23 protein-coding genes and 1 riboswitch are annotated in these 25495 nt (G+C 62.8%); of the genes, 9 read left to right on the plus strand and 14 right to left on the minus strand.

Annotated features, from left to right (window positions below; translation table 11 throughout):
* Window positions 1-89 precede the first annotated feature (89 nt).
* The 4 genes from ispD to cysS all read left to right on the plus strand — a co-directional run bounded on the left by ispD (window position 90) and on the right by cysS (window position 4659).
* A complete protein-coding gene (gene ispD, locus E8K79_RS12480; protein WP_136515027.1) occupies window positions 90-785 on the plus strand; it encodes a 2-C-methyl-D-erythritol 4-phosphate cytidylyltransferase in 696 nt (231 codons plus the stop codon).
* Window positions 786-789: 4 nt separating this feature from the next.
* Window positions 790-1263 (plus strand): 2-C-methyl-D-erythritol 2,4-cyclodiphosphate synthase, encoded by a 474-nt coding sequence (gene ispF / locus E8K79_RS12485; protein WP_136515548.1) that lies wholly within the window; start codon window positions 790-792, stop codon window positions 1261-1263.
* A 55-nt stretch (window positions 1264-1318) separates the two neighbouring features.
* Complete coding sequence (locus E8K79_RS12490; protein WP_136515028.1) at window positions 1319-3007, plus strand: glutamine--tRNA ligase/YqeY domain fusion protein; 1689 nt, start codon at window positions 1319-1321, stop codon at window positions 3005-3007.
* A gap of 209 nt (window positions 3008-3216) precedes the next feature.
* Window positions 3217-4659, plus strand: a complete 1443-nt coding sequence (gene cysS / locus E8K79_RS12495; protein ID WP_136515029.1) for a cysteine--tRNA ligase — start codon at window positions 3217-3219, stop codon at window positions 4657-4659.
* 98 nt (window positions 4660-4757) lie between these two features.
* Here the strand turns inward: cysS and E8K79_RS12500 are convergent, their stop codons facing one another.
* Both E8K79_RS12500 and E8K79_RS12505 read right to left on the minus strand, forming a co-directional pair.
* On the minus strand, window positions 4758-4937 hold the full coding sequence (locus E8K79_RS12500; RefSeq protein ID WP_135869231.1) for a ribbon-helix-helix protein, CopG family: 180 nt from the start codon (window positions 4935-4937) through the stop codon (window positions 4758-4760).
* Between the two features lie 252 nt (window positions 4938-5189).
* Complete coding sequence (locus tag E8K79_RS12505; protein ID WP_136515030.1) at window positions 5190-7472, minus strand: sigma 54-interacting transcriptional regulator; 2283 nt, start codon at window positions 7470-7472, stop codon at window positions 5190-5192.
* A gap of 389 nt (window positions 7473-7861) precedes the next feature.
* Between E8K79_RS12505 and E8K79_RS12510 the strand changes: the two genes are divergently transcribed.
* Window positions 7862-9295: a transglutaminase-like domain-containing protein gene (locus tag E8K79_RS12510; protein WP_136515031.1), complete on the plus strand. Its 1434-nt coding sequence runs from the start codon at window positions 7862-7864 to the stop codon at window positions 9293-9295.
* Window positions 9296-9328: 33 nt separating this feature from the next.
* On the opposite strand, the gene E8K79_RS12515 is transcribed toward E8K79_RS12510, so the two are convergent.
* The 11 genes from E8K79_RS12515 to yihA form a co-directional block, all read right to left on the minus strand.
* Complete coding sequence (locus E8K79_RS12515; protein WP_136515032.1) at window positions 9329-10180, minus strand: energy-coupling factor ABC transporter ATP-binding protein; 852 nt, start codon at window positions 10178-10180, stop codon at window positions 9329-9331.
* Between the two features lie 9 nt (window positions 10181-10189).
* Window positions 10190-10951 (minus strand): cobalt ECF transporter T component CbiQ, encoded by a 762-nt coding sequence (gene cbiQ / locus E8K79_RS12520; RefSeq protein WP_136515033.1) that lies wholly within the window; start codon window positions 10949-10951, stop codon window positions 10190-10192.
* Window positions 10923-11234: a cobalt ABC transporter permease gene (locus E8K79_RS21505; protein WP_136515034.1), complete on the minus strand. Its 312-nt coding sequence runs from the start codon at window positions 11232-11234 to the stop codon at window positions 10923-10925. The genes cbiQ and E8K79_RS21505 overlap by 29 nt, the downstream gene beginning before the upstream one ends.
* The gene (locus E8K79_RS21510) at window positions 11227-11949 is read right to left on the minus strand and encodes an energy-coupling factor ABC transporter permease (protein ID WP_136515035.1); all 723 of its coding nucleotides are present in this window, start codon (window positions 11947-11949) and stop codon (window positions 11227-11229) included. The genes E8K79_RS21505 and E8K79_RS21510 overlap by 8 nt, the downstream gene beginning before the upstream one ends.
* 104 nt (window positions 11950-12053) lie before the next feature.
* The gene (thiC, locus tag E8K79_RS12535; protein WP_136515036.1) at window positions 12054-13361 is read right to left on the minus strand and encodes a phosphomethylpyrimidine synthase ThiC; all 1308 of its coding nucleotides are present in this window, start codon (window positions 13359-13361) and stop codon (window positions 12054-12056) included.
* Window positions 13358-14740 (minus strand): cobyrinate a,c-diamide synthase, encoded by a 1383-nt coding sequence (locus tag E8K79_RS12540; RefSeq protein WP_136515037.1) that lies wholly within the window; start codon window positions 14738-14740, stop codon window positions 13358-13360. Before E8K79_RS12540 ends, thiC begins: the two co-directional genes overlap by 4 nt.
* A gap of 13 nt (window positions 14741-14753) precedes the next feature.
* Complete coding sequence (locus E8K79_RS12545; RefSeq protein WP_136515038.1) at window positions 14754-15347, minus strand: histidine phosphatase family protein; 594 nt, start codon at window positions 15345-15347, stop codon at window positions 14754-14756.
* 22 nt (window positions 15348-15369) lie between these two features.
* Window positions 15370-16116: an adenosylcobinamide-GDP ribazoletransferase gene (gene cobS / locus E8K79_RS12550; RefSeq protein WP_136515039.1), complete on the minus strand. Its 747-nt coding sequence runs from the start codon at window positions 16114-16116 to the stop codon at window positions 15370-15372.
* Window positions 16117-16131: 15 nt separating this feature from the next.
* A complete protein-coding gene (gene cobT, locus E8K79_RS12555; RefSeq protein ID WP_136515040.1) occupies window positions 16132-17184 on the minus strand; it encodes a nicotinate-nucleotide--dimethylbenzimidazole phosphoribosyltransferase in 1053 nt (350 codons plus the stop codon).
* A 29-nt stretch (window positions 17185-17213) separates the two neighbouring features.
* Complete coding sequence (cobU, locus tag E8K79_RS12560; RefSeq protein ID WP_136515041.1) at window positions 17214-17735, minus strand: bifunctional adenosylcobinamide kinase/adenosylcobinamide-phosphate guanylyltransferase; 522 nt, start codon at window positions 17733-17735, stop codon at window positions 17214-17216.
* A gap of 89 nt (window positions 17736-17824) precedes the next feature.
* Window positions 17825-18005, minus strand: a riboswitch (cobalamin riboswitch).
* A gap of 42 nt (window positions 18006-18047) precedes the next feature.
* Window positions 18048-18683: a ribosome biogenesis GTP-binding protein YihA/YsxC gene (gene yihA, locus E8K79_RS12565; RefSeq protein ID WP_136515042.1), complete on the minus strand. Its 636-nt coding sequence runs from the start codon at window positions 18681-18683 to the stop codon at window positions 18048-18050.
* Between the two features lie 152 nt (window positions 18684-18835).
* Here yihA and E8K79_RS12570 point away from each other — a divergent pair, with 152 nt between their 5' ends.
* Entirely contained in the window at window positions 18836-19687 is an 852-nt protein-coding gene (locus E8K79_RS12570) for an HDOD domain-containing protein (protein ID WP_136515043.1), read from the plus strand.
* Here E8K79_RS12570 and E8K79_RS12575 read toward each other — a convergent pair.
* Window positions 19684-19869, minus strand: a complete 186-nt coding sequence (locus E8K79_RS12575) for a hypothetical protein (RefSeq protein WP_136515044.1) — start codon at window positions 19867-19869, stop codon at window positions 19684-19686. The two genes, E8K79_RS12570 and E8K79_RS12575, sit on opposite strands and share 4 nt — an antisense overlap.
* Before the next feature lie 189 nt (window positions 19870-20058).
* Here E8K79_RS12575 and E8K79_RS12580 point away from each other — a divergent pair, with 189 nt between their 5' ends.
* The 3 genes from E8K79_RS12580 to glgP are packed head-to-tail and all read left to right on the plus strand — an operon-like array spanning window position 20059 to window position 25485.
* Window positions 20059-21507, plus strand: coding sequence for a sensor histidine kinase (locus E8K79_RS12580; protein ID WP_136515045.1), 1449 nt, complete (start codon window positions 20059-20061; stop codon window positions 21505-21507).
* A gap of 41 nt (window positions 21508-21548) precedes the next feature.
* Window positions 21549-22916 (plus strand): sigma-54-dependent transcriptional regulator, encoded by a 1368-nt coding sequence (locus E8K79_RS12585; RefSeq protein ID WP_136515046.1) that lies wholly within the window; start codon window positions 21549-21551, stop codon window positions 22914-22916.
* A 16-nt stretch (window positions 22917-22932) separates the two neighbouring features.
* Window positions 22933-25485: an alpha-glucan family phosphorylase gene (gene glgP, locus E8K79_RS12590; RefSeq protein ID WP_136515047.1), complete on the plus strand. Its 2553-nt coding sequence runs from the start codon at window positions 22933-22935 to the stop codon at window positions 25483-25485.
* The last annotated feature ends 10 nt before the right edge of the window (window positions 25486-25495 follow it).

Below are 25495 nucleotides of genomic sequence, written 5' to 3' on the forward strand. Positions count from 1 at the left end.
GTGATATTTAACTGGTTTTTTCACAGCCAAACTGTAATAATTCGGCGTTTTCCCCTCCGGGGAAGCTGCTCTCACGATCGAGGTTATTTTTGGCCAGGGTTTTCGCGCTTATTCCCGCCGCGGGCATGGGAAAGAGGATGGGAGCGGGGTACAACAAGCAGTACCTCGCGCTGGACGGCATGCCGATCGTCGCGCACACCGTGCGGGTCTTTCAGGAGGCCGCCTGCATCGACGCCATCTACCTCGTCTCGCCCGAGCAGGAGATCCCCTTCTGTCGCAGCGAGGTGGTCGAACGCTACGGCTTCACGAAGGTGCGCGCCATCGTCGCGGGAGGTGCTGAGCGTCAGCACTCGGTCCATAACGGCCTGCGCGCCATAGAGGGAATCGCCCCGGACGATCTGGTGCTGATCCACGACGGGGTGCGCCCCTTCGTCACCGCCGCCATGCTCGAAGCGTCCGTTGCCGCAGCGCAAGCTTCAGGGGCCGCCATCGTCGCGGTCCCGGTCAAGGACACGGTAAAAGTGGTGCGCGATGGGGTCATCGCCGAGACGCCGGCGCGGGAGCAGCTCTGGCTTGCCCAGACGCCGCAGGCCTTTCGCTATGGCCTGATCCGCGCCGCCCACGACGAGGCCGCCGCCGATGATTTTCTCGGAACCGACGACGCCTCCCTTATGGAGCGCCAAGGAAAACCGGTTCAGGTCGTGAGAGGCGACTACACGAACATAAAGATCACGACTCCCGAGGACATGATCCTCGCCGAGGCTTTTCTGAAGGAGAAGAAGTGAAATGATGCGCATCGGACACGGCTACGACGTACACAGACTGGTGGAGGGGCGCAAACTGATCCTCGGGGGGGTGGACGTCCCATACGTTAAGGGGCTCCTCGGGCATTCCGACGCCGACGTGCTCCTGCATGCCATCTCCGACGCGATCCTGGGCGCCATCGGCGAAGGGGACATCGGCAAGCACTTCCCTGACACCGACCCGGCCTACAAAGGTGCGGATAGCCTGAAACTCCTGCGCCATGTCATGGATCTCGCGGAGAACAAGGGATATAGGATCGGCAATGTCGATGCCACCGTGGTTGCGCAGCGCCCGAAATTGGCCCCCTTCATCGCGCAGATGAGAATCAACATCGCGGCGACGCTCGGCACCGAGGAAGACCGGGTGAACGTCAAGGCGACCACCACCGAGGAGCTCGGCTTCGCAGGGAGAGGCGAAGGGATTGCCGCTTATTCCGTGGCGTTATTGGTAAAGAAATAATAAATATATAACTCTACGCACGCCGGTTGAAACCGGAGCGGACAGGACAACACATATGACAACAGAAGAAACACCCGTGGTCGAAAAAGCGGCCAACTTCATCCGCAACATCGTCACCGACGATCTCAAAAACGGCAAGCACAAGAGCATCGTGACACGCTTCCCGCCGGAGCCAAACGGTTACCTGCACATCGGCCACGCCAAGTCCATCTGCCTCAACTTCGGCCTCGCCCGCGATTTCGGCGGCCGTTGCCACCTGCGCTTCGACGACACGAACCCCGCCAAAGAGGACATCGAGTACGAAGACTCCATCAAGGAGAACGTGAAGTGGCTCGGCTTCGACTGGGGCGAGCACATGTACTACGCTTCGGACTACTTCGAGAAGTTCTACCAGTACGCGCAGGTTCTCATCGAGAAGGGGCTCGCCTACGTGGACAGCAGCAGCGCCGACGAGATCCGCGCCATGCGCGGCACCCTGAACGAGCCGGGCAAGGAGAGCCCGTACCGCAGCCGCAGCGTCGCCGAAAATCTCGACCTCTTCGCCCGCATGCGTGCAGGCGAATTCGAGGACGGGAGCCAGGTGCTCCGCCTGAAGATCGACATGGCCTCCCCGAACATCAACCTGCGCGACCCGGTCATCTACCGCATCAAGAAGGTCGATCACCACAGGACCGGCGACGCCTGGTGCATCTACCCGATGTACGACTACGCGCACTGCATCTCGGACGCCATCGAGGGGATCACGCACTCCATCTGCACCCTGGAGTTCGAGGATCACCGCCCGCTTTACGACTGGGTGCTCGACCAGCTCCCGGTGCCGAGCCATCCGCAGCAGATCGAGTTCTCCCGCCTGAACCTGAACTACACGGTGATGAGCAAGAGAAAGCTCCTCGAACTGGTGCAGGAGAAACTCGTGGACGGCTGGGACGACCCGCGCATGCCGACCCTGGTGGGGATCAGGCGCCGCGGCTTCACCCCGGAGTCGATCCGCGCCTTCTGCGAGACCATCGGCGTAGGCAAGAGCGACAGCCTCATCGACATGAGCATCCTCGAGGACGCGGTGCGCGAGGACCTGAACGTCCGCGCCCCGCGCGCCATGTCGGTGCTGCGCCCCCTTAAGGTGGTCATCGAGGGGTACCCGGAGGGTGAGAGCGAAGAATTCGAGGCGGCAAACCACCCGAACAACCCGGAGATGGGAACCCGCATGGTTCCCTTCAGCGGCACGGTCTACATAGAGCGCGACGATTTCCAGGAGGAGCCTGTCAAAGGGTTCTTCAGGATGGCGCCGGGCAAGGAAGTACGCCTGCGCTACGCCTACATCGTGAAGTGCGAGTCGGTGGTGAAGGACGAAAACGGCGAGATCGTCGAGGTCCGCTGCAGCTACGACCCGGCCTCCCGCGGGGGGAGCGCGCCGGACGGCAGAAAGATCAAGGGAACCATCCACTGGGTGAGTGCTGATCACGCCGTCGACGCCGAAGTCCGCCTCTACGACCGCCTGTTCAGCACGCCGAACCCCGGCGGCAAGAACGAGCCGGACTACCGCACCTCGCTGAACCCGAAGTCCATCGAAGTGCTGAAGGGTTGCAAGCTCGAGCCGTCCCTCGCCTCGGCCACCATCGAAGACCGCTTCCAGTTCGAGCGGCTTGGATACTTCTGCCCCGACATGAAGGACTCCCGTCCCGAGGCGCCGGTCTTCAACAGGACCGCCACCTTAAGGGACTCCTGGAGCGAGCAGAAGCGTTAACGATTCGGTGAAACCAGGTGCCTGCTTCCACGAAGCGGTGAGCCCGGCCAAACGCCTCCCCCTTTGCAAAGGGGGGAACACTTGAGCTCATGCAGCGCTGCGTGGGGAGCGGTCCACGCTCTCAGGACTCCCTTAAAAGCGCTTTTTTAGCAAATTTGCCAATATGGCCACCCAGAGGCCTTATCACTATTACAAAGAGGAACCGACACATGCCTTTACGCGTCTACAACACCCTTACCGGCAGCAAGGAAGAGTTCGTACCGATCAACCCCGGCAAGGTCGGCATGTATGTCTGCGGCGTAACGGTTTACGACCACTGCCACATCGGGCACGCGCGCGCCAACGTAGTCTTCGACATGATCTACCGCTACCTGCAGGCAAAGGGGCTCGAGGTCACCTACGTCCGTAACTACACCGACATTGACGACAAGATCATCAACCGCGCCAACCGCGACGGCGTCCCCTACAACGAGATCTCCGAGCGCTTCATCGAGGAGTTCGACAAGGACATGGCGCGGCTCATGCTGCAGCTCCCGACCTTCCAGCCGAAGGCCACCGAGCACATCCCCGAGATCATCTCGCTCGTCGAGCGCCTCATCGAGAAAGGTTACGCCTACCAGTCCGGCGGCGACGTCTTCTTCCGCGTCGAGCGTTTTGCGGGATACCTGAAGCTTTCCAAGAGGAACCTCGACGACATGCAGGCCGGTGCCAGGATCGAGGTGGACGACAAGAAGGAAAACCCGATGGACTTCGCCCTCTGGAAGGGCGCGAAGCCGGGCGAGCCGTACTGGGAGTCGCCGTGGGGACAGGGGCGTCCGGGGTGGCACATCGAGTGTTCCGCCATGAGCTCCAAGTTCCTAGGTGACACCTTCGACATCCACGGCGGCGGCAAAGACCTCGTCTTCCCGCACCACGAGAACGAGATCGCGCAGTCGGAGGCCGCCTCCGGCAAGCCCTTCGTGAAGTACTGGCTGCACAACGGCTTCGTGAACATCAACTCGGAGAAGATGTCGAAGTCGCTTGGTAACTTCTTCACCATCAAGCAGGTGCTCGAGCGCTACGACGCCGAGGTGCTCCGCTTCTTCCTCCTCTCCGCACATTACCGCTCGCCGATCGACTTCTCGGACCAGAACCTGAAAGAGGCGGAACTCGGTCTGGAGAGGATCTACAAGGCGCTGGCCGGCATCGACGAACGCCTCGCCGCAGACACCGATCACGCCCCCACGGCTGAGAGCGCCGAGCTCGAGGAGAAGTGCGGCACGATCGCGGCGCGCTTCACCGAGGCGATGGACGACGACTTCAACACCGCGATGGCGCTCGGCCACATCTTCGACCTGGTACGCAGCGTGAACCGCGCCCTCCCCGTCGCACCGCTCGCGCTCCTCGCGGCCGTGAAGGAAGAGATAGGGCGGATAGCGGTGACGCTCGGCGTGTGCGACTCGGTTCCCGCGGAATTCATGCAGCGGATGAAGGACCGCAAGACCTCGGAGATGGAGATCCCGGTCGAGGAGATCGAGGCGCTCATCGCAGAGCGCACCGAGGCGAGGAAGGCTAAGAACTTCAAGCGCAGCGACGAAATCAGGGACATGCTGCTGGAAAAGGACATCGTCCTTCTGGACAGCCCGCAGGGGACCACTTGGAAGGTGAAATAGGAGACGGGGGTGCCGCTCTTACGGCGGCACTGACGCAGGAATAAAAAAAGGCCGCTTTCGCGGCCGTTTTTTATGGTACGGGTAGGGTACGAGGCGGCCTAAGCCGCCTTCTGGCCCATCTCAACGCTTCTGGCCTTTACCAGTTCCATCGCTTCCCTCATGATTTCGGAAACGCTCTTCTTGGTGGTGTCCATGATCATCTCAAGGGTCTCACGCTCTGCGTCGCTGATCCTCATGGAAATAACGTTGTACCTAGGGTTCTCTCTCATTCTGCCCATCTTGTATTCTCCTTGTTCTGGTTAGTGCTCAAATTTGGTGACACGATGTCTACACTATTGCTACATGCGTGCCAATGCGGAAAAAAAGCACTCAGCCAGCCTAAGTCATTGTTTTCACGTATACCGAATTTTTAGGATTAGAGCCCTGTTACGTTACAGTGTATACAAAGTGCGCCAATTTTGGCACACGATGCGTAATTGTGCCCATTTGTATCATTTTGACTACCGGCGCAACGGCGCCCCTGCGTGAAATCACTCTTCTTCGCCCTCTCTGGCGCGAATGGTGCGTCCTTTCAACCCATGCTTGGCCAAAAGACGATAAAAGGTGCGTCTCGGGATGTTTGCAAGTTGTGCCGCTTTTGACACATTGCCTCCCGCGTCCGCCAGATAGCGCTGGATCAGCTTCTTCTCTACGCGCAGTACGTGCGGCTCGCGCTCCTTTTTGAAGGAGCGGAGGTCGATGACATCCTCACCCTCGTCGGCGTAGCTTTCCGCGAAGGCAAGGGGAAGGTTGCCGAGCTTTACGATATCGTCGTGGGTCAGGACCGCCGCTCGTTCGATGACGTTCTGCATCTCGCGGATATTACCCGGCCAGGGGTACTTCACCATGGCGTTGATGGCGCGCTCCTCGATGCCGATGATGTGCTTGTTCAGCTTGTTGCGGGCCTTCTCCAGGAAGTGGTGCGCAAGCTGCGGAATCGACTCCACCCGCTCCCGCAGGGGTGGCATGGTGATGGAGAAAACGTTCAGACGGTAATAGAGGTCCTCGCGGAACCAACCGTCGCGTACGCCGTCCTCAAGCGATTTGTTGGTCGCGGCGATGAGACGGACGTCCACGCGGCGTGCCACGGTCCCACCCACCGGCCGCACCTCCCCCAGGTCAAGCACGCGCAAGAGCTCCGCCTGCAGTTTTGGGGTGATGTCGCCGATCTCGTCCAGGAAGATGGTACCGCCGTCGGCGGCCTCGAAAAGGCCCTTCTTCTCGGTTATCGCGCCGGTGAAGGAACCTTTCTTGTGACCGAAGAGTTCGCTCTCAAGGAGCGAGTCCGTGATGGTGGTGCAGTTCACGGTAACGAGCGGCTTGTCGTTTCGCTTACTGTAGCGATGGATCGCACGCGCCGCGAGCTCCTTGCCGGTACCAGACTCGCCCCTTATGAGCACCGTCGTCGGGGTCGGTCCGACCTGCTTGATCTGGTCCAGCGCATCCAGGGTCTGGCTGTCGCTCCCCACGATGAACTCGTCGCCGTACTCGCGGTCCAGCTCCCTCTTGGCAAGCTCGTACTTCTGGATCAGGCGCCCGCGCTCCTCCTCGAGCTGCTGCAGGTTGTGCGGCAGGCACATCTCCAGGTCCGCCAGCCCCTGGAAGACGGCGACGGCGTACTCGCGGCAGGTCCGGTAGCCGCAGGTGCGGCAGTTAAGCTCATCCTTCTGGGTGAACTTGTTGGTCGCCTGCAGTATCTTCTTCACGTCCCCACCTTTGGGTATGGGGAGCTTCGCGTACTTGTCCGAGAAGGTGCGGGAGAAATCGATCTGCCAATCCTTCTGGTAGTGCGGCGCCAGCCGGTAGGGGATCTCGCGGCGGAAATGGGATATCACCATGTTGCGCCTGGAGAACTCGGTGAGCTCCCTGTTGCGCCCCGGGCCGCCGATGCAGCCGTCGTAGCAAAAGCGCAGATCGACAAGCTTCGGGCTGATGCGCCCTGCGGCCAGGTCCTTGATGATCCCCATGACGTTCACTTCCCCCTCGGCGGTTACGATATCGGTATCGAGCGGGTCCGGGTTGATGCCGAAAGCCTGGAAGGATCCCTGGGAGAGCGAGAAGACGCGCCCCATGTGCGGCTCGCGCCCATCGTAAGGCTCCTCTTCCAGCGCGGTGAGGTCGATGCCGCGTTCCTTGAAGATCGATTCAAGCTCCCGGTAGGTCAAAAGGACGTCTACCGCCCCCTTGGTCTGCTCAGCCTGCACCTCGAACTTGCCGGCGATGCAGGAGCTGATGTAGACGACCTTCACGTGGTCGCCGAGTACGTGCTTCAGGTAGCGCCCCATGGCAACCATGTGGGTGACCACCCCGACCATGTTCTCGATAAGCTGCGGGTAGTGACGCTCGACCAGGTCGACGACGGCCGGGCAGTGCGAGGAGATGAGCGGCAGGTTCGCGTTGCTGATCGCGTTCTTGTACTCGTCCGCGATGAGCTCCACCCCGCTCGCGCCCTCGTGCACCTCGGCAAAGCCAAGCTGGCGCAGGCCGGCGGAGAGCTGACCGGGGGAGCAGTAGTGGAAGAACGCCGGGAAGGAGCAGCCCAGAACGGCGATGACCGGCTCCCCGGAGGTGAGCAGCGCCTCAGAGACGGTGACGTTGTCGGAGATGACCTTGGCATGCTGGGGGCAGTTGCTCAGGCAGTTGCCGCAGCCGATGCAACGTTCCGGGATGATCTCGGTGTAGCTCTTCTCCACCTTGATCGCCTTGACCGGGCAACTGCGCACGCAGGAGTAACATTTACGGCACTGGTCGGTAATGGTGACTATCGGGTACATCTTTCCTCGCATGATATGGAATTACAGGACGAACGGATTGTATAGGATTCGGCAAAAGTGTGCAACAGTTGGCACACTCGAAGGGGCAGGATTCCGGGCAAAAAAAACCCTAGCGACTAGGAGGGCAAGTCAGCTAGGGGAAGGGGGATCCTACGATCCCCCGCAACTCTTATCTATGTCCCCATTATACTTGTCCCGTTTTTAGACTGCAACAGCTTAACTATATTTAATCAAAGGATTATATTTCTCATCAATCTCATGAGGTTGCACCACACCGGCATTCATCTGAATTACCGACCGGTTAGCGCGTTGCGCATGCCGCGGGTTGTGTGGTATAAATTCCCCCGCACGCACCGCAGTAAATCATCAAAGTTCTCGAGGAGCCGCCCATGTCGCGCCATATCAAATACGGGAAGTTGCTGGCCACCTTCATCATGCTTCTTCTGCCGCTGCGCCTGTTGGCAGCCCCCCTGCCGCAACTTGCTTCCCTCCCGGAAGGGGAGCACTGGTTTGCCATCATCATGGGGGACGAGCAGGTCGGTTTCGGCCAAACCACCGTGACCCGTACTACAGATGGTTACCAGTTCGCCTCGCGCGGCAGCGTAAAGATGAAGGTGATGGGCTTTTCGAGAGAAGCAAGCTCCACCGAGACCTACCAGGTCGCGCCGAACCTGGCACTGCGCTCCTTCCAGGCGGAAACGCGTATCGACGGCAGCCCCTCGGCGGTAAGCGGTGAGGTCACGCCCAAAGGGATCAGCGTCGTAACCCGCTCCGGGAACGGCACGAAGGAGCATACTCTCAAGGTGAAAGGCGTCGTCTACCCGCCGCACGCACTGAACCTCTACCCGCTCATGCATGGGGCGGTGCCCGGTAAGACCTACAAGATCCAGTACCTCGACGTAGAGGCGGTGAAGGTCAAGCAAGCGAAGGTGGAAGTGGTCGGGCAGGAAACCCTGGACGGGAAGGCGGTGGTGCACCTCAGGAACAACCTTTACCCCATGGTGGACAACGACATCTGGATCGACTTGAAGGGGAACGTCCTGAAGGAATCCGTGCGGGACGGGCTCGTGGTCACGCTCGCCAGGGACGAGGCGACGGCGAGGGCCGAGCTCGCCGAGGCTGCCATGGCGAAGAAGGACCTCGTCTTCGACCTGAGCCTCATACGGGTCACCCCCCCGATCGAGCATCCGGAGCGGCTGCAGAAACTGGTCGTCCGTATGACCGGCATCCCTGCTGAGCAGCCACTCTTGCAGGGTGTGAGGCAGAAGGCGGAACGGTCGCCCGACGGCAGCGTCGTCTTCACCCTGCCAAACCCGGCCCCTGCGGCAGCTGCACCTCCCGCCGAGGCGGACGTGCAGCCGGGAGCGCGGACGCCCAGCGACAACCCCGAAATCGTCGCCCGCGCGAAGGCCATCGTAGGGGACGAGAAGGACCCGGCAAAGAAAGCGGGCCTTTTGGCCGCGTGGGTCGCGGCGGAGATCAAGCCCGATGTAACCGACGCACAATCACCGCTGGAAACTCTACAAAAGGGGCGCGGCAACTGCCAAAGCCATGCTCGTCTCTACACCTCGCTCGCCCGCGCCACAGGCATACCTACGCGCTTCGTCTCGGGTCTCGTCTACCAGGGGGACGGCTTTCTCTACCACAGCTGGGCCGAAAGCCATTTGAACGGGAGCTGGATGCCGATCGACCCGACCTTCAACGAAATACCGGCCGGCCTGACGCACATAAAGCTGATCGAAGGTGATTCCGTGGACGAGATGGGTAGCGTCGCCGGCATGATAGGCAGGACGCGCGCCACAGTATTGGAAAAGCGCTACTGAGCCAGAAGTGCAGATGGCACATTGCGGTGAAGCTTAATTCCCGGAACGGGAACGCTGCATCGCCTCCACCATCTCGCGGCGCGCCTCGCCGATGGTGAGGGGGAGCCGGCTGAAGGAGAAACCCTCCTCGTGCTTCAACTGGTAAATGAGCTCGGCGATGTGGGGCAGGCGCAACTTCACGTTGGCAAGCTCATCGGGAGCGGTAAAGACCTCCTCGGGAGCGCCGCCGCGGATCAGCCGCCCGCGACTCAAGATGTGAAGCTGATGCAGGAAGATCGGCACAAGATCGACGCTGTGCGTCGCCATGACTATGGTAACCCCCTGGTCCCGATTCAGCCGGGTCAGGAGTTCCATCATCCGGTACTCCCCCATGGGATCGAGCCCTGCGGTAGGTTCGTCCAGGAGCAGGATCTCGTGCCCCATGGCCAGAAGTCCCGCGATGCAGACGCGCTTTTTCTGCCCGTAGCTCAAGTTGTGAATCCCTTTGCCAGCGAACTCAGCCATGTCGACGCTGGCGAGCGCGGCCTCGACACGGGTTTTCACCTCCGCGTCGCCGCACCCCATGTTGCGCGGTCCGAAAGCGGCGTCCTCGAAGACGGTGGTGGCGAAGAGCTGGTCGTCAGGGTTCTGGAACACGAGCCCCACCTTGCGGTAGATGTCGCGCGGATGCAGCTTCAGCACGTTCTCCCCGTCGAGCAGCACCTCGCCCTTGTACCCCTTGATCAGGCCGTCCATGACCTTCAAAAGCGTCGTCTTCCCCGAGCCGTTGGATCCGAGGATCCCGGTGAACTCGCCGCGGCGGATCTCAAGGCGCATCTCGGCAAGCGCGACGGTCCCGTCGGGGTATTTGTAGCTTTCCAGGTCGACCGAAATTCTCGTATCCACGATACCCCTCTAGATGAGCCTGATGACGGCCATGGCGCCGACGAAAAGAAGCGCCGACCCGACCTCGGCTACGCGCAGCGGCCGGTGCATCGACATGGGCATGACGCCGTCGTAGCCGCGCTGCACCATCGCCGTCGTGATGCTCTGGCTGTTGTCGAACGCCTTGATCACCATCACGCCGGCGAGGGTGCCGAAGGAAGCAAGGGCACGACGGCAGCCGACGTAGCCGAGCCGGTTTTTCTGGGCGTGGTAAACCACCTGGGCATCCTCCAGAAGCAGGAAGAGGTAGCGCCACGCGAAAAGTGCAACGTCGACAAGCACCTGGGGTACCCTCATCCAGGAAAGGGCGGCCATCAGCTCGGTGAACGGCGTCGAGAATCCGACCACCCCCAGCAGGGTAACCCCTCCCAGTATGCGCCCGGCGATGAGGAGCCCGGCATCCAGGCCATCGCGGTGCGCCACTAGTTCATACCCCAGAAGGCCGAAGCTGAAAAGGGGAGCATTACCCGAGAAGAAGGTCTTAAGCAGCAGCACGACGATCGCGATGAAGAGCGGCTCGGAAAAGCGCAGCGCCAACAGGCGCACCGGCGTCCCGAGGCGCAGACAGAAAACGAGGCCCGCGGCGGCAACGAGGAGCGGGAACGCAGCCGTTTGCGAGGTGATCACCATGACCAGCAAGGCGAGCGCGCTCAAAAGCTTCACCCGGGCGTCGACCTGCACCAGGGCATGCGCGCCATGAAAGCTATGTGTGCTTAAGTGATGATGCATCATCTTTCCTCGGCTTTTGGGCCGTCAGGTCACGCCAATAGTATCCCGCCACGAAGCCCCCCACCGCTCCCGCCATGAGAAAGGCGAACAACAGCAGGTCGCCGGATAGATCGAGAAGGGGCGGTTTCGCCTCCCGGCCGTGCTCCTTGGCGACTTTCTCCACCACGGCCTCGTCGACCCCGTCCCAGGCCTGGGAAACGGAAGAGAAACAAGCGAGGGCAAGCAGCAGCGCGGGGAGCATAATCGCAGAGCGGAGCGTTTTTTTCCACTGTTTCCGGTCACCCATTGACGGCCCCCTCCTTTTCCGTGATCACCCTCATCCTGACCAGCAGGTCCGGCCGTTTCCGGTAGAGAAGCGTGACCATCCCGGCGGTGATCACCCCTTCGAGGATGCCCAAGGGAAGCTGGGTGGGGAGAAAGGCCACCACGACCTTGGCAAAGAGCGGCCAGAGAGGCGCGTCCCCCCGGATCCCCAGGGCGAGGAAGAGGGAAGTTGCCGTATAAGTGGCCCAGTCGGCAACGATTCCCGCGAAGAAACCGGCGACGCCGAGGCTCCCGCCCATGCGGCGCAGGGCCCGGAAGGTGAACCAGGCGGCGAAGGAGCCGATCACACCCATGGAAAGGGCGTTGGCGCCCAGGGTGGACAGGCCGCCGTGAGCGAGAAAGAGCGCCTGGATCAGCAGCGACACCGCGGCGACGACCACGCTGATCAGGGGACCGACCAGGATCGCCGACACGCCGGTACCGCACGGATGCGAGCAGGTCCCCGCGGTGGGAACCGGGATCGGCATGCAGGAGATGATGAAGACGACGGCGGTCAAAAGCCCCACCAGCGGCTTGAGGGAAAGGTCCTCGCGCGCAAGTGTGTTCAGCCGCCTCGCACCCAGCGCCAGGAACGGCACGAGCACGAGGTACCAGGCGAGCGCCCAGGAAAACGGGAGGATCCCCTCCGAGATGTGCATCGCGAACGCGGGGGAGGCCAACAGCAAGGTAAAAAGCATTCCCGTTGGTAGCGCCCATATCCCGGCTCTCCCCCTACCCTTGCGGGAGGGGGAAGGGGGGTGGGGGAGTGTGCCATCATTTTCGCGACGTGCAGTGTTACGCATCAAATCTTGTCTCCGCGCAGGTCGGCGGCGAAGATCTTTCCGGCGCCGCGGGAGGCGCAGAAGTCGCCGCACATGGTGCAGGTCTGCTCGTCCTCGGGAACGCGGCTCTTCCTTATCTCGGCCGCGTCCTCGGGAAAAAGGGCGAGCTCGAACTGGCGCTGCCAGTTCAGGTCGCGGCGCGCCTTGCTCATCTCCTTGTCGCGCTCCCTCCCTTTCTCCGGGTACTTGTTCATGTCGCCGATGTAGGCCGCGATCTTGGCCGCCTTGACCCCCATCTTCACGTCCTCCTCGTTGGGGAGGGCGAGATGCTCGGCAGGCGTAATGTAGCAGATCAGGTCGGCGCCGTAGCGCGAGGACTGGGCCGCCCCGATGGCGGCGGTGATGTGGTCGAAACCGGGGGCGACGTCGGTGGCAATCGGCCCCAGCATGTAGTACGGTGCGCCGCCGCTCATCCTTTTCTGCAGCTTTATGTTCCCCTCGATCTCGTCCAGCGGTACGTGGCCCGGGCCTTCCACCAGCATCTGGCACCCCATGTCGCGGCCAATCTCGGCGAGCTCGCAGTTGATCAAGAGTTCCTGGATCTGAGCGCGGTCGCTCGAGTCGTGGATCGCCCCCGCCCTGAGGCCGTTACCGAGCGAAAGGACGGTGTCGTAGCGCTTCAGGATCTCGACCACGCGGTCGAACTTCTCGTAGAGCGGGTTCTCGCGGTTGTTGGCGAGCATCCAGGCGGCCATGCTGACGCCCCCCTTGGAGACCAGCCCGCCGTATCTGTACCCCTGCTTTCTCAACCGCTCCAAGGTGTAGAGGTTGATACCGCAGTGTACCGCCATGAAGGCCATGCCGTCGGCGCACTGGCGTTCGATGATATCGAAGAGCATCTCCTCGTCGAGCTTGTTCGGGTCGCCGTATTTGCGCGCCGCCTCGCAGAATGCCTGGTACAGCGGCACGTTGCCGACCGGCAGGTCGACCGCGGCGATCACCTCGCGGCGCACCCGGTCCAGGTCCCCCCCGACGGAGAGCTCCATGAGGGTGTCGGCGCCGGATTGCTGCGCGGCACGCGCCTTTCTTACCTCGGCCTCGTAGTCGATGATGTCGGAGGAGGTGCCGATGGAGGCGTTCACCTTGGTCCTCAGCCCGGCGCCGATGCCGGCCACCTTCGGTTTTCTGACGTGGTTCCAGGGGATGACGATCTGCCCCAGCGCCACTTTTTCCCTGACGTACTCCGGCGTCACGTTCTCGTCACATGCCACCTGCGCCATCTGCGCGGTGACGATGCCCGCGCGCGCCGATTCGATCTGCGTTTTCATGTAAGACTCCTGGTCCGGTATGCCCTGCAGTGCCCCACGAAGTCCCGTGCGATACCCGGCGCGCTGCCGAAATGTAAATGTATGTAGGAGGCGAGGCAGTTGCGGTAGCGGTACCCCTCGAAGCCGAGGTCGATCCCCTTCCTGCTGACGCGGTAGAGCCGCTCGAAACGCTGCGGCACCTCCTCCATCTCTGAATAATGAAATTCGTGCCCGCGGGCGACGGCACCCTTTTTCCCTACAATGCCGTCGGTCAAAAGCTCCACCTCGCGGTAGCCGAGCGCCTTTCTGCGCGCCAGCATGCGGGTCTGCACCGGAAAGACCCCCACCATGGGGTGGCTCCCTTCGTCGGCGGCCACCGCGCCGGTCAGGTAGATGAAGCCGCCGCACTCGGCGTACACCGGCATGTCCCGCTCCACCGCGCTCAGGATCGCCTGCCGCATCGCCACGTTTTCCGCGAGCCGCGCCGCGAAGAGTTCGGGATAGCCCCCCGGGAGGTACATGCCGTCGACGCCGTCGGGGAGCGCCGCATCGGCAAGGGGCGAGAAGTAGCAAAGCTCGGCGCCCGCTTCCTCCAGAAGACGCAGGTTGTCCGGATAGGCGAAACAGAAAGCGGCGTCGCGGGCGACCGCGATGCGCACCGGGCCGAAGTCGTCATCGACCCTCGCGCAGGTCTGCTCTCCTTGAACCGGGAATTCTTCCGGCGCCGTATCGAGCAGGCGCTCCAGATCGAGATGCCGCTCCATGACCCGGGCCAGATGGTCGAGGAACTCGTCCGAGAGCGGGTTCTCCTCCGCCGTCGTCAGCCCCAGGTGGCGCGAAGGGATGCCGAGCGCGGGGTCCTTCGGAAGGCAGCCTAAGACGGCGACGTGCGGCAGGGAAGCCGTCACGGCCTCCCGCAGGATCGCCTCATGGTTCGCGCTCGCCACGTTGTTGAAGATGACCCCGGCAACCTTGACGCCGGGATCGAAACTCGCGAAGCCGTGCACCAGGGCGGCGGCGCTGCGGGCCTGGCTCCGGGCGTCCACGACAAGCACGACCGGCGCCGCGAGGAGCTTCGCCACCTGCGCCGTGCTCCCTGACTCGGATACTCCGTCGATGCCGTCGAAGAGCCCCATCACCCCCTCGATCACCGCGACGTCGGCACCGGCCGCATGGCGGACGAAGGTGTCGCGAACGAAGCCCGGGGGGCACATCCAGCCGTCCAGGTTCACGGAAGGTGCGCCGGTCACCAGCCGGTGATAGCCGGGGTCGATGAAGTCCGGCCCCACCTTGAAGGGGGCGACGCTAAACCCGCGCCGGCTCAGAATGGCCATGATGCCGAGGGTGACCGTGGTCTTCCCCGAGCCGCTGTGCGGTGCCGCGATGACGAATCGTTTCATGGAAGCCGCCCCGTCACCCGTTGACCAACTGCACCACGGTGTTGCCGTCGGCCCAGTAGTCGATGATGTTCATGGCGCAGTACTGTTGGTCGATGCTGAAGAAGGATCCCAAGGGCGCCTTTATCGCGTCCAGGAGGACGATACGGTTCACGCCGCCGTGCGCCACGACGAGCACGTCCTCGCCGCGATGCCGCTCCACGATCGCCCTCAGGGCCGGCAGCACGCGGGCAGCGAGTGCGCCCAAGCTTTCCCCACCGGGTGCGCAGAAGTGCTCCAGGTCAGCAATCCTTGCCGCCCACTCGTCCGGGCGCTGTTCCTGGATCTGGGCCACGGAGAGTCCCTCCCACGCCCCGCAGTTCAGCTCCCGGAGGGCGGGCACCTTTACCGGGGCCACGCCGAGGTACGGCCCGAGGATCTCCCCGCCGCGCACGGTGCGGTAAAGGTCGCTCGTGTAGAGGGCGGTGATCCGGTCCGGGTCGAGGCGCGGCTTCATCTGGTGGTACATCTCCTCGCCGCGCGGGGTGAGGCGGACGTCGAAGTGCCCGTTGTAGCAGTGGGAGCGTTCGACCTCGCCGTGGCGGATCAGATGTATGCGTGTTCTTTCCATGGTCACGTCCTTTATCCCGGGCCTACCCAAGCCGCCCGAGAAGGGCCAGCAGGAAGATCAGGGAGAAGATCTCGTTCAGCTCGCTCGCGCAGCCGATCACGTCACCGGTGACGCCGCCGAGCCTGCGGTGCGCCCACCCCTTGACGCCTAAGGTGAGCACGAACAAAAGGAGCAGGGTGACGAGGCCCGAAAGCCCCAAAAGGAGAGCTGCGACCGCCACGGTACAGGCACCGGCCAGGACGAGCTGCAGTGCCCCAGCGCCCCCGACGAAGGCGTGCCCGAGGCCGTCCTTCCTCGCCCGCTTCGAGCCGACCGTCATCTGCACCTGGGCGAAGCGCGCCGCCATCGGGAAGAAGAGGAGCGCCGCGCGCTTGTGCTCCAAGGGGAGCGCCAGGAGCGCCTGGTACTTGAGCATGAGCCCGAGCACGAGGCCGACCGCACCGACCGCGCCGACGCGCGAATCCTTCATGATCTCGAGGAAGCGCTCCCTCGGGCCACGCGCCGCTAGCCCGTCGCAGACGTCGGAGAGGCCGTCCAGATGCAGCGCCCCGGTCACGACACTCAAAAGGGCGACGAGCACGAGGTCGCCCACCGGGCGCGGCAGCAGCGGCGCGAGCAGGAAATCCGCCCCCGCCATGAGGGCTCCGACCGCGAGCCCCACCAGCGGGAAGAAGGCCATGGAACGCCCCAGGTCCTCCTCCTCGCAGCGCACCGTTACCGGCAGCGGCACGATGGTGAGGAACTGGAAGGCGATGATGAAGAGACGCATCGGTCCTCCCGCCTCCTAAGAGGAGGCCACCCCGGCTTCTTCAAAGGTCGCCATCTCCTTCAACACCTTGACACCTGCCTCGATGAGCCCCATGGCGAGGGCCGCGCCGGTTCCCTCGCCGAGACGGAACTGCAGGTCGAGAAGCGGTTTCACGCCGATCCGCTCCATCATCATCTGGTGCCCGATCTCCACGGAGGTGTGTGCGGTGAAGATGTAGTCGCGCACCGAGGGATGCATCTCCGAGGCGATGAGCGCGCCGGCGGTAGATATGAAGCCGTCCACCACGACCGGCAGGCGGTTCGCGGCGGCGCCGAGCACGAGCCCTGCGATCCCGGCGATCTCCAGCCCCCCGACCTTGGTAAGGACTTCGAGCGGGTTCTGCGGGTCGGGGCGGTTCAGGTCAAGGCCGGCCTGGATCACCCGGATCTTGTTCTCAAGCGCCTGGTCGCCGATACCGGTGCCGCGGTGCGTCACTTCGCGGACGGTGCACCCGGCGATGGCGGCGATGATTGCGGAAGAGGGGCTCGTGTTGCCGATCCCCATCTCGCCGGTGCCGACCATGGCGACCCCTTCCTTCTTGGCCTCTTCGGCAAGCGCGATGCCGACCTCGACGGCGGCGACCGCCTCCTCGGTGGTCATGGCGGGGCCCTTAGCGAAGTTACGCGTTCCCTTCGCCACTTTCCTGATGATGAGTCCGGGGGCGGGTTCGAAGTCGTAGTCGACGCCGACGTCCACCACGCGCACCTCCGCGCCCGAGTGACGCGCAAGCACGTTCACCCCGGCGCCGCCGCGCAGGAAGTTAAGCACCATCTGCGGTGTGACCTCTTTCGGGAAGAGGGAGACCCCTTCCTCGACGATGCCGTGGTCGCCCGCGAAGGTGAAGATCACCTTCTTCGTCGTATCGGGGGAAAGGTCCTCGGTGATGGCGGCGAAACGGCGCGCCACCTCCTCCAGACGCCCGAGCGAGCCCTGCGGTTTGGTCTTGTTGTCGAGTTTGGCCTGGGCCTTGGCGAGAAGCGCCTCGTCCACGGGCTGAATTTTGGCCAGGGTGGCCTCCAGAAGTGTCATGCCTGCCTCCTTGTGCGTCATCGCAACTTTCATTTGAGCCTGAGCGGCAGCCCGGAGATGGTGACGTACACCTCGTCGGCCGCCGCGGCTATGATCTCGTTCGCCTCACCCGCCAGGTCCCGGAAGGTCCGCGAGAGCGGGTGCTCCGGGACGATCCCCATGCCGACCTCGTTGGTGACGATGATGAGTGGTGTATTTAAAATAGGGAAGCTTCCGGCAAAGCTCTTCACCTGCGCCAGGGCCTCCTGCGCGCCCCCCTCGCAACGGAAGAGGAGGTTCGTGACCCAGAGGGTGACGCAGTCCATAAGGATCACGTTGAAGCGGTGCTCGTGGGCGCGGATCGCTGCCTCCACCCCGACGGGCTCCTCTACTGTCTGCCACTCGGGCCCGCGCCTTCCCCGGTGCCGCTCGATGCGCTCGGCCATCTCGGCGTCGCCCGCCTCCCCGGTGGCGAGGTAGCCGCGCATGGGCGCGTAGCTCTCGGCGAGCCCCTCGGCGAACCGGCTCTTGCCGCTTCTCGCACCGCCGGTGACCAGGACCGTTTTGGACATAAAAAAACCCCCCTTCCATGGACGGAAGGCGGGTCAAAAATCGCACTGCGGGCGCGATTCCGGCTTTAGCCCCTCTGCCACGGAGGTTGCGGTAAGCTTCTATCCTGGCAGGTTTCCTGACTCACGGGTCGTCTTACTCGCCGCGCCTTCCCGATACGATCAGTGGCGTTGTTGCGGCTTTCATCTCCGTTCACAGTTGCGGGACAGCGAGGGATTCACACCCTCTTCCCTTTTAACCCCACTCGGGGCACCAGGACAAACGTCTCGATTTTAATACAGCGCCATGTTTACTAACAGAGGCGCCGCTGGTTGTCAATCAATAACCGGCTCGGCTTCCGGCGCTATTTCGCCGGTTTCGGCGTATTCTGGCGCCAAAAGGGCATCGATGCGGGCCCATACCGCGTCGCGTCCTTCCTTGTTCAGCGCGGAGAAGAAGGTGAGTTCTCCCTTCGCCACGCCGAGCTTCTCGGCGATCACCGCGGTCTGCCGCGCGCGCTCGTTCTTGGAGAGCTTGTCGCACTTGGTAACCACGAGGATCGGGGCGACGGAATAGGCCCTGAGCCAGGCGAGCATCTGCAGGTCGTCCTCGGTCGGAACCCGGCGGATATCCAGGATGAGCACCACGCCGCGCAGGTTCTTCCTTTTGGCGAGGTAGGTCTCCATCATCGGGCGCCAGTCCTTCTTCACGGCAAGCGGCACCTTGGCGTAGCCGTACCCCGGGAGGTCGACCAGCATGAAGTCGTCGTTCACCTGGAAGAAGTTGATGAGCTGGGTACGCCCCGGGGTGGAGCTCGTGCGCACCAGGTTCTTGCGGTTCACCAGCACGTTCACCAGCGAAGATTTCCCCACGTTGGAACGGCCGGCGAAGGCGATCTCGGGGAGGTCACCCTCGGGGTAGTGGGCGGGTCTCGTTGCACTCTTAATAAACTGCGTCGTCTTAACGATCAATGTACCGACCTATCCTGTTTTTTCGCCGCAGTATAGACCGCGCAGCCCCCCCTTTCAATCATTAAATCCCCGCTTGCTTAAAGCTAACAATTTGGTATATTTTGGAACCTAACTGAAACCCGCCGTCCCAGCCCACGCAAGGATCTCATGGCATGAACAAAGAACTCGAAACTGCGATCATGACCGCAGCGGACCTCCCCACCATCCCCATCGTCGCCATCAAGGTTATGCAGCTCATCGAGAGTGACACGGCAACGGCAGAAGAACTGGCCAAGATTGTTTCCTCGGACCCGGCCGTCGCGGCCCGTGTCCTCAAGATATCCAACTCCTCTTTCTACGGCTGCCGCCGCCAGATCCAGACCCTATCAAGCGCCATCGTAATCCTGGGCTTCAGCACCTTACGAAGCCTCGTCGTAGCCGCCTCGGTGAAACAGGTGTACAAGCCGTACGGGCTCACCGAGAAGATGCTCTGGGAGCATTCCTTCGCCGCCGGCCTCGCCGCCAGAATCATCGCTAACCGCACCCGCGCCGCCAACGAGGAGGAGGCCTTCCTGGCCGGCCTGTTCCACGACATCGGCAAGATCATCATGAACACCCTGGACCGCGACAAGTTCCAGGAGGTCATGCAGCACTGTTACAACGAGGGGATCACCTTCGGGCAGGCGGAACGCGGGATATACCCCTTCACCCACGACGAGGTGGGGGCATACGTGATAAAGAAGTGGAACTTCCCGGAGATACTGACCAGCGCCATACTGCAGCACCACAACCTCGACTTCACCGAACTGGACGACCCGGCGGTGGTGAACCTCACCGCGGTCACCTCGCTTGCGGACCAGTTCTGCCTCAAGCTCGGCATCGGCATCAGGGAGCCGCGGGAAGATGTGGATCTCGCCGGCTCGAAGGCTGGCCAGATGCTGAACTTAAGCGAGCAAAAGGCCGAGGAGATGCTGGATATCTTCGACAAGGCTTTCGGCGAGGACAAGGCCCTCTTCACCAGCTAGGCCTCGGGAGTCTCCTCCACCTCGGCCTCCTGCAGCAGCTTTTTCGCCTCGTCGGAGATGCTGACGCTGTCCGCCTGATCCGCCTTGTGGCCAGGCTTTTCCCGCTTGCGTCGATGCTCCTGCCCCCCCGCGTCCGGGTCGATCCTGAGGTTGTTCGAAATCCTGTCGACGATGTAACTCATGCTCCCGATCCTCCCGCCGCCTCTGGTCATGAATATCAACGACCGGCATCTTAGCAGCAAGTTCACGCTAATGGAAGTTAATTAACCGAAGTCACAACCGCCCCCCAGCGAGAGATCGCTCTTGTCTGGGTGAAGGCGCTGCAGTATACTTCGGAGCTTAGTGAAAACTCACCGTCTGGAAAGGGTGTTATGAAACTTAATACAAAGCTGGTGATGATCATGCTCACCATGCTGGTAGTCGCCACGCTGGTACTCTTCCTCCTGAACCAGTTCAGCCAGAACGACCTGGTGCAGGAGATCCAGGAGAGCTCCACGGTGGTCTCCAAGGCGATTCAGCTGAGCGTGGAGGACCTCACCTCCGAAGAGGAGTCCTCCCGCCTCTCCGAGTACCTAAGCCACGCCAAGAACAAAGGGATCAACGAGATCAACATCATCAACAACGAGGGGGAGATCATCAACTCCTCCGACCCGGCACAGGTCGGCAAGAAGCGCGAGATCAAGAAACTCGAGAAGGGTCTCAAGGCATCACGCCGCGGCGGCGGAGGGGGATCGCTTAAACCCTACGACCTCGTCGTGCCGGTCATCGTTGGGGACGAGCAGCTGGGCTACGTACAGATAAACCTCCTTTTGGACAACATCCGCGACATCCAGCACGCGAACTTCGTCCGGCGTCTTTCCGCCACGGTGCTCGTCTTCATGGCGGGGATGATCCTCATTATCTTCCTGGCGCGCCGTTACACGAGCCCGATCCGTCGCCTGGCCACGAGCGTCAAGGAGGTCTCCGCCGGTGACCTGAGCGTCACCTTCGAGGCGGGAAGCGGCGACGAGATCGGCGAGCTTGCCGCGAACCTGAACGAGATGGTGAAGAAGCTGAAGGAGAAGGAGCTGCTGGAAAAAAGGCTCTACGAGGCGGAACACCTCTCGAAGGTGGGGCAGCTGGCCGCCGGCATCGCCCACGAGATCCGCAACCCGCTGAACTACATAAGCTTAGCCATCGACCACTTAAAGAGCGAGCTGCTGCCGACCTGCCGCGACAAGGGTGGCGAGCTCACCTCGATCGCGGACAACATCAAGGAAGAGGTCCGCAAGGCGAACTACATGGTCCTCAACTTCATGAACTACGGGCGGCCGCTCAAGCTGAAGCTGCAGCAGGTGAGCTACAACGACCTCGTCAGCAAGGCGATGCAGATCATGCAGGACCGGCTCGTCGAGCGCAACATCACCGTGGTCAGGGAGATCCCGGCGGACCTCCCCCCGCTGCAAATCGACCCGGAACTGATGCGCAACTGCCTCTGCAACTTCTTAAGCAACAGCTCACAGGCGATGCCCGAAGGTGGCGCCATCACCCTGGGGGCGGCGCTCGACGCCGACAACGGGGTTTTCCGCCTCACCTTCAGCGACCACGGCACCGGGATCGAGGAGCAGGACCTCGAGAAGGTCTTCCAGCCCTACTTCACCACGCGCGAGGCCGGCATTGGTCTTGGTCTCGCCATCACCGAGCGCATCATCAAGGAGCACGGCGGCAGCATCTCGGTGGCTAGCCGTAAGGGAGAAGGGACCACCTTCACCGTGATCCTTCCGGCGCCCGGCGCGGCGCAGCAGAGGCAGGAAACGCGGGAAGCGGCGGCGCAGGCGTAAGCCGCGGCATCGATAAAGACATGAACGAAACAGGAGTGGTAATGAGCGGCAGCATCCTTGTAGTAGACGACGAGAAAGGGCAGCGGGATATCCTGAGCGCGATCCTCACCAAGGCGGGGTACCGCCTCTGCACCGTCCCGAGCGCGGAGGAGGCGCTGCAGGAGTTGGAGCGAGCGGAGTACGACCTCCTGCTCACCGACCTCAAGATGCAGGGGATGACCGGGATGGAGCTCATGGAGCAGGTGCTCGGCGAAAATCCCGCCCAATGCGTGGTGATGATGACCGCCCACGGCACCATCGATTCGGCGGTAGAGGCGATGAAGAAGGGGGCCTTCGACTACCTGGAAAAGCCCCTCGAACGCGAGAACCTGATCCTCACCGTGCAGCGCGCCTTCGAACGCATCATGCTCCTGAAGGAAAACCGGGTGCTGCAGAAAAAGCTCGCCGAGACGAGGACACTGCCGAACATGATCGGGGAGCACCCGAAGATGATGGAAGTGGCCCGCATCATCCACAAGATCGCCCCCACCTCCACCACGGTCCTCATCTACGGCGAGTCGGGAACCGGCAAGGAACTGGTGGCACGCGCGATCCACGACGGCAGCCAGAGGAAGGACAAGGCGTTCTTCGCCATCAACTGCGCCGCCATCCCCGACGCGCTCATTGAGAGCGAGCTCTTCGGGCACGAAAAGGGGTCCTTTACCGGCGCCGGGAGCCGGGAGATCGGCATCTTCGAGGCGGCCGAGGGGGGCACCGTATTCCTGGACGAGATCGGCGAGATGAACGTCGCCATGCAGGCGAAGCTTTTGCGCACCATCCAGGAGAAGGAGATCCGCAGAGTCGGCGGCAAGATCAACATCCCGGTCGACGTGAGGATCATCTCGGCCACCAACAAGGACCTCGAGCAGGAAACCAAGCGCGGCAACTTCCGCGAGGACCTCTTCTACCGTCTGAACGTGATCCGTATCACCCTCCCCCCCCTGCGCGAACGGGGGAACGACATCGTGACGCTCGCGCACTTCTTCCTGAAGAAGTACAGCGCGGCGTCGGGGATACCGGTCAAGGGGATCGGCAAACCGGCGCTCAAGATCCTTTTGGACTACAACTGGCCCGGCAACGTGCGCCAGCTCGAGTCGGTGATCGAGCGCGGCGTCCTCATGGCGGAAAGCGATTACATCCAGCCCGAGGACCTGCCGGCCGAGGTGCATAACGAGGCGAACCCGGCGGGGTCGCTCCCCTTCGACTTCCCCGCCGAAGGGATATCCATCGACAACCTGGAGCGCGACCTGATCACGAAGGCCATGGAACGGGCCGACTGGGTCATCGCAAAAGCGGCACCACTTCTTGGCATGAGCTACAAGACGCTACAATACCGGCTCGAGAAGTTCGGTATCGGGAGGCCGGAGTAAGTAGCGAGGAGGCGGTATGAACCTCTTCTCGACGCTGCACCGCTTCACCGTTGTCCCCTCGCTCCCCAAGGAGCTCACCGGGCTGCAACGGATCGCATACAACCTCTGGTGGACCTGGGAGCCGGAGGCCATCGGCCTCTTCAAACGGCTCGACCCGGAGCTTTGGCGCACCACGCGCCACAACCCACTCGAGATGCTCGGCTCCCTCCAGCAGGCGACCTACGAGAGCCTGATGCTGGACGAGGGGTTCATGTCGCACCTCTGCCACGTGGAGGAGCGGCTCAACGAGTACCTCGCCACGCGCACCTGGTACGAGCGGCACGGCAACCCGCGCGCCCGCATCGCCTACTTCTCCATGGAGTTCGGCCTGCACGAGTCGCTCCCGATCTACTCGGGGGGGCTCGGCATCCTGGCCGGCGACCACCTGAAATCCGCCAGCGACCTGGGGCTTCCACTCGTAGGCGTCGGGCTCCTTTACCGGCAGGGGTACTTCCGCCAGTACCTGAACCTCGAGGGGTGGCAGCAGGAGATCTACCCCGAAAACGACTTCTACAACCTTCCCCTCGCTCTCGAGCGCGACGCGGACGGCAACCCGCTCGCCTTCGAGGTCGAGTACCCCGGGCGCACGGTACTGGTGCAGATCTGGCGCGTCATCGTGGGACGGGTGCGCCTGTTCCTGCTCGACACCAACCTGGAAGAGAATGCCCCCGCGGACCGAGAGATCACGACGCGCCTTTACGGCGGCGACCAGGAGATGCGCATCCGCCAGGAGATCCTGCTCGGCATCGGCGGAGTCCGGGCGCTGCGCCTTCTCGGGGTCGAGCCCAACGTCTGCCACATGAACGAGGGGCACGCCGCCTTCCTCGCCCTGGAGCGCATCCGCCTCCTGATGGAGGAGCGTTCGCTCACCTTCGGCGAGGCGATGGAGGCGGTGCGCGGCGGCAACGTCTTCACCACCCACACGCCGGTTGAGGCGGGCATCGACCATTTCCCCCCCGATCTTCTCGAGCGCTACCTCGGGCAGTACTACCGCCGCCTGGGTCTCTCCCGAGAGCAGTTCATGGCCCTCGGGATGCAGAACCACGGCAGGAACAACGAGAACTTCTGCATGGCGGTCCTCGCCATGAAGCTCTCGTTGCACTCAAACGGCGTGAGCGAGCTGCACGGCATGGTCTCGCGCCGCATGTGGGCCGACGTCTGGCCCGACCTGCCCGAAGAACAACTCCCCCTCACCTACGTAACGAACGGGGTGCACCAGAAGAGCTGGCTCTCCGAGGAGATGAGCGGCCTCTTGACCCGCTACCTCGGGACCCGCTGGATCGAGCAGAGCGACGACGCCCTCTGGCGCAAGGTCACGCGCATCCCGGACGCCGAGCTTTGGCGCACGCACCGCCGCGGCACCGAGCGCCTCGTGGACTACGCGAGAAACTCGCTCAAGACCCAGTTGCAGAAGCTCGATGCGAGCACCAAGGAGATCGATCGCGCCGGCGACGTACTCGACCCGGAGATCCTCACCGTCGGGTTCGCGCGCCGCTTCGCGACCTACAAGCGCGGCACGCTCCTTCTGCACGACAAGGAGCGCCTGGAGCGGATTCTGAACCACCCGGAGCGCCCGGTGCAAATCGTTTTCGCCGGCAAGGCACACCCCGCGGACCACCAGGGGAAGGAGCTCATCCGGCAAATCGTGCAGCTCTCCAAAGAGGAGAAGTTCCGGCGCCGCATCCTCTTCCTCGAGGACTACGACATCTCGGTGGCCCGGCGCCTCGTGCAGGGGGTGGACATCTGGCTCAACACGCCGCTCAGACCTTTGGAGGCGAGCGGCACGAGCGGCATGAAGGCCGCCTTCAACGGCGGGCTCAACATGAGCATCCTGGACGGCTGGTGGTGCGAGGGTTACCGCGGGAACAACGGCTGGGCCATCGGCAGGGGGGAGGTCTACGACGATCTCACCTACCAGAACGAGGTGGAGAGCCGGGCCATCTACGACCTTTTGGAGAAGGAGATCGTGCCGCTTTTCTACAACCGGGGGAGCGACGGCGTGCCGCGCGGCTGGACCGCCTTCATGAAGACGTCGATGGAGACCCTCTGCCCGGTTTTCTCCACGCACCGCATGGTGCAGGAGTACGCCCGTCGCTGCTACCTCCCCGCCTTCGAGCATTGGGAGCGGCTGAACCGGGACGACCTGAGGCTGGCCGTCGAACTCGCGCGCTGGAAGGAGCGGCTGCACGGCGTATGGGGCGGGCTTTCCATCGTGGCGGTGGAGGCGACGTGCGCGCGGGAGGTGACCGTCGGGGAGCGGGTCCCCATCTCGGTGCAGATCACCCCAGGCGAGGTGCCGCTATCCGAGATCGCGGTCGAGGTGTACTTCGGGGTGCTCGATTCGAGGGGATCCATCGTGGGAGGGGAAGTGGTGCCGCTCGCCCCCGCCCCCGACCCGGAACGGGCCGGTCACTTCGGCGGCGAGCTGGAGTGCCGTTTTTGCGGGCGGCACGGCTTTCTCTTGAGGGTCATGCCGCGGCACCCGGAACTGGGGACCGTGTACGACCCGGGGCTGATCCTTTGGGGGTGAGGCGGCCGCC

It is taken from the genome of Geomonas edaphica (genome assembly GCF_004917075.1).
Lineage (GTDB): Bacteria > Desulfobacterota > Desulfuromonadia > Geobacterales > Geobacteraceae > Geomonas > Geomonas edaphica.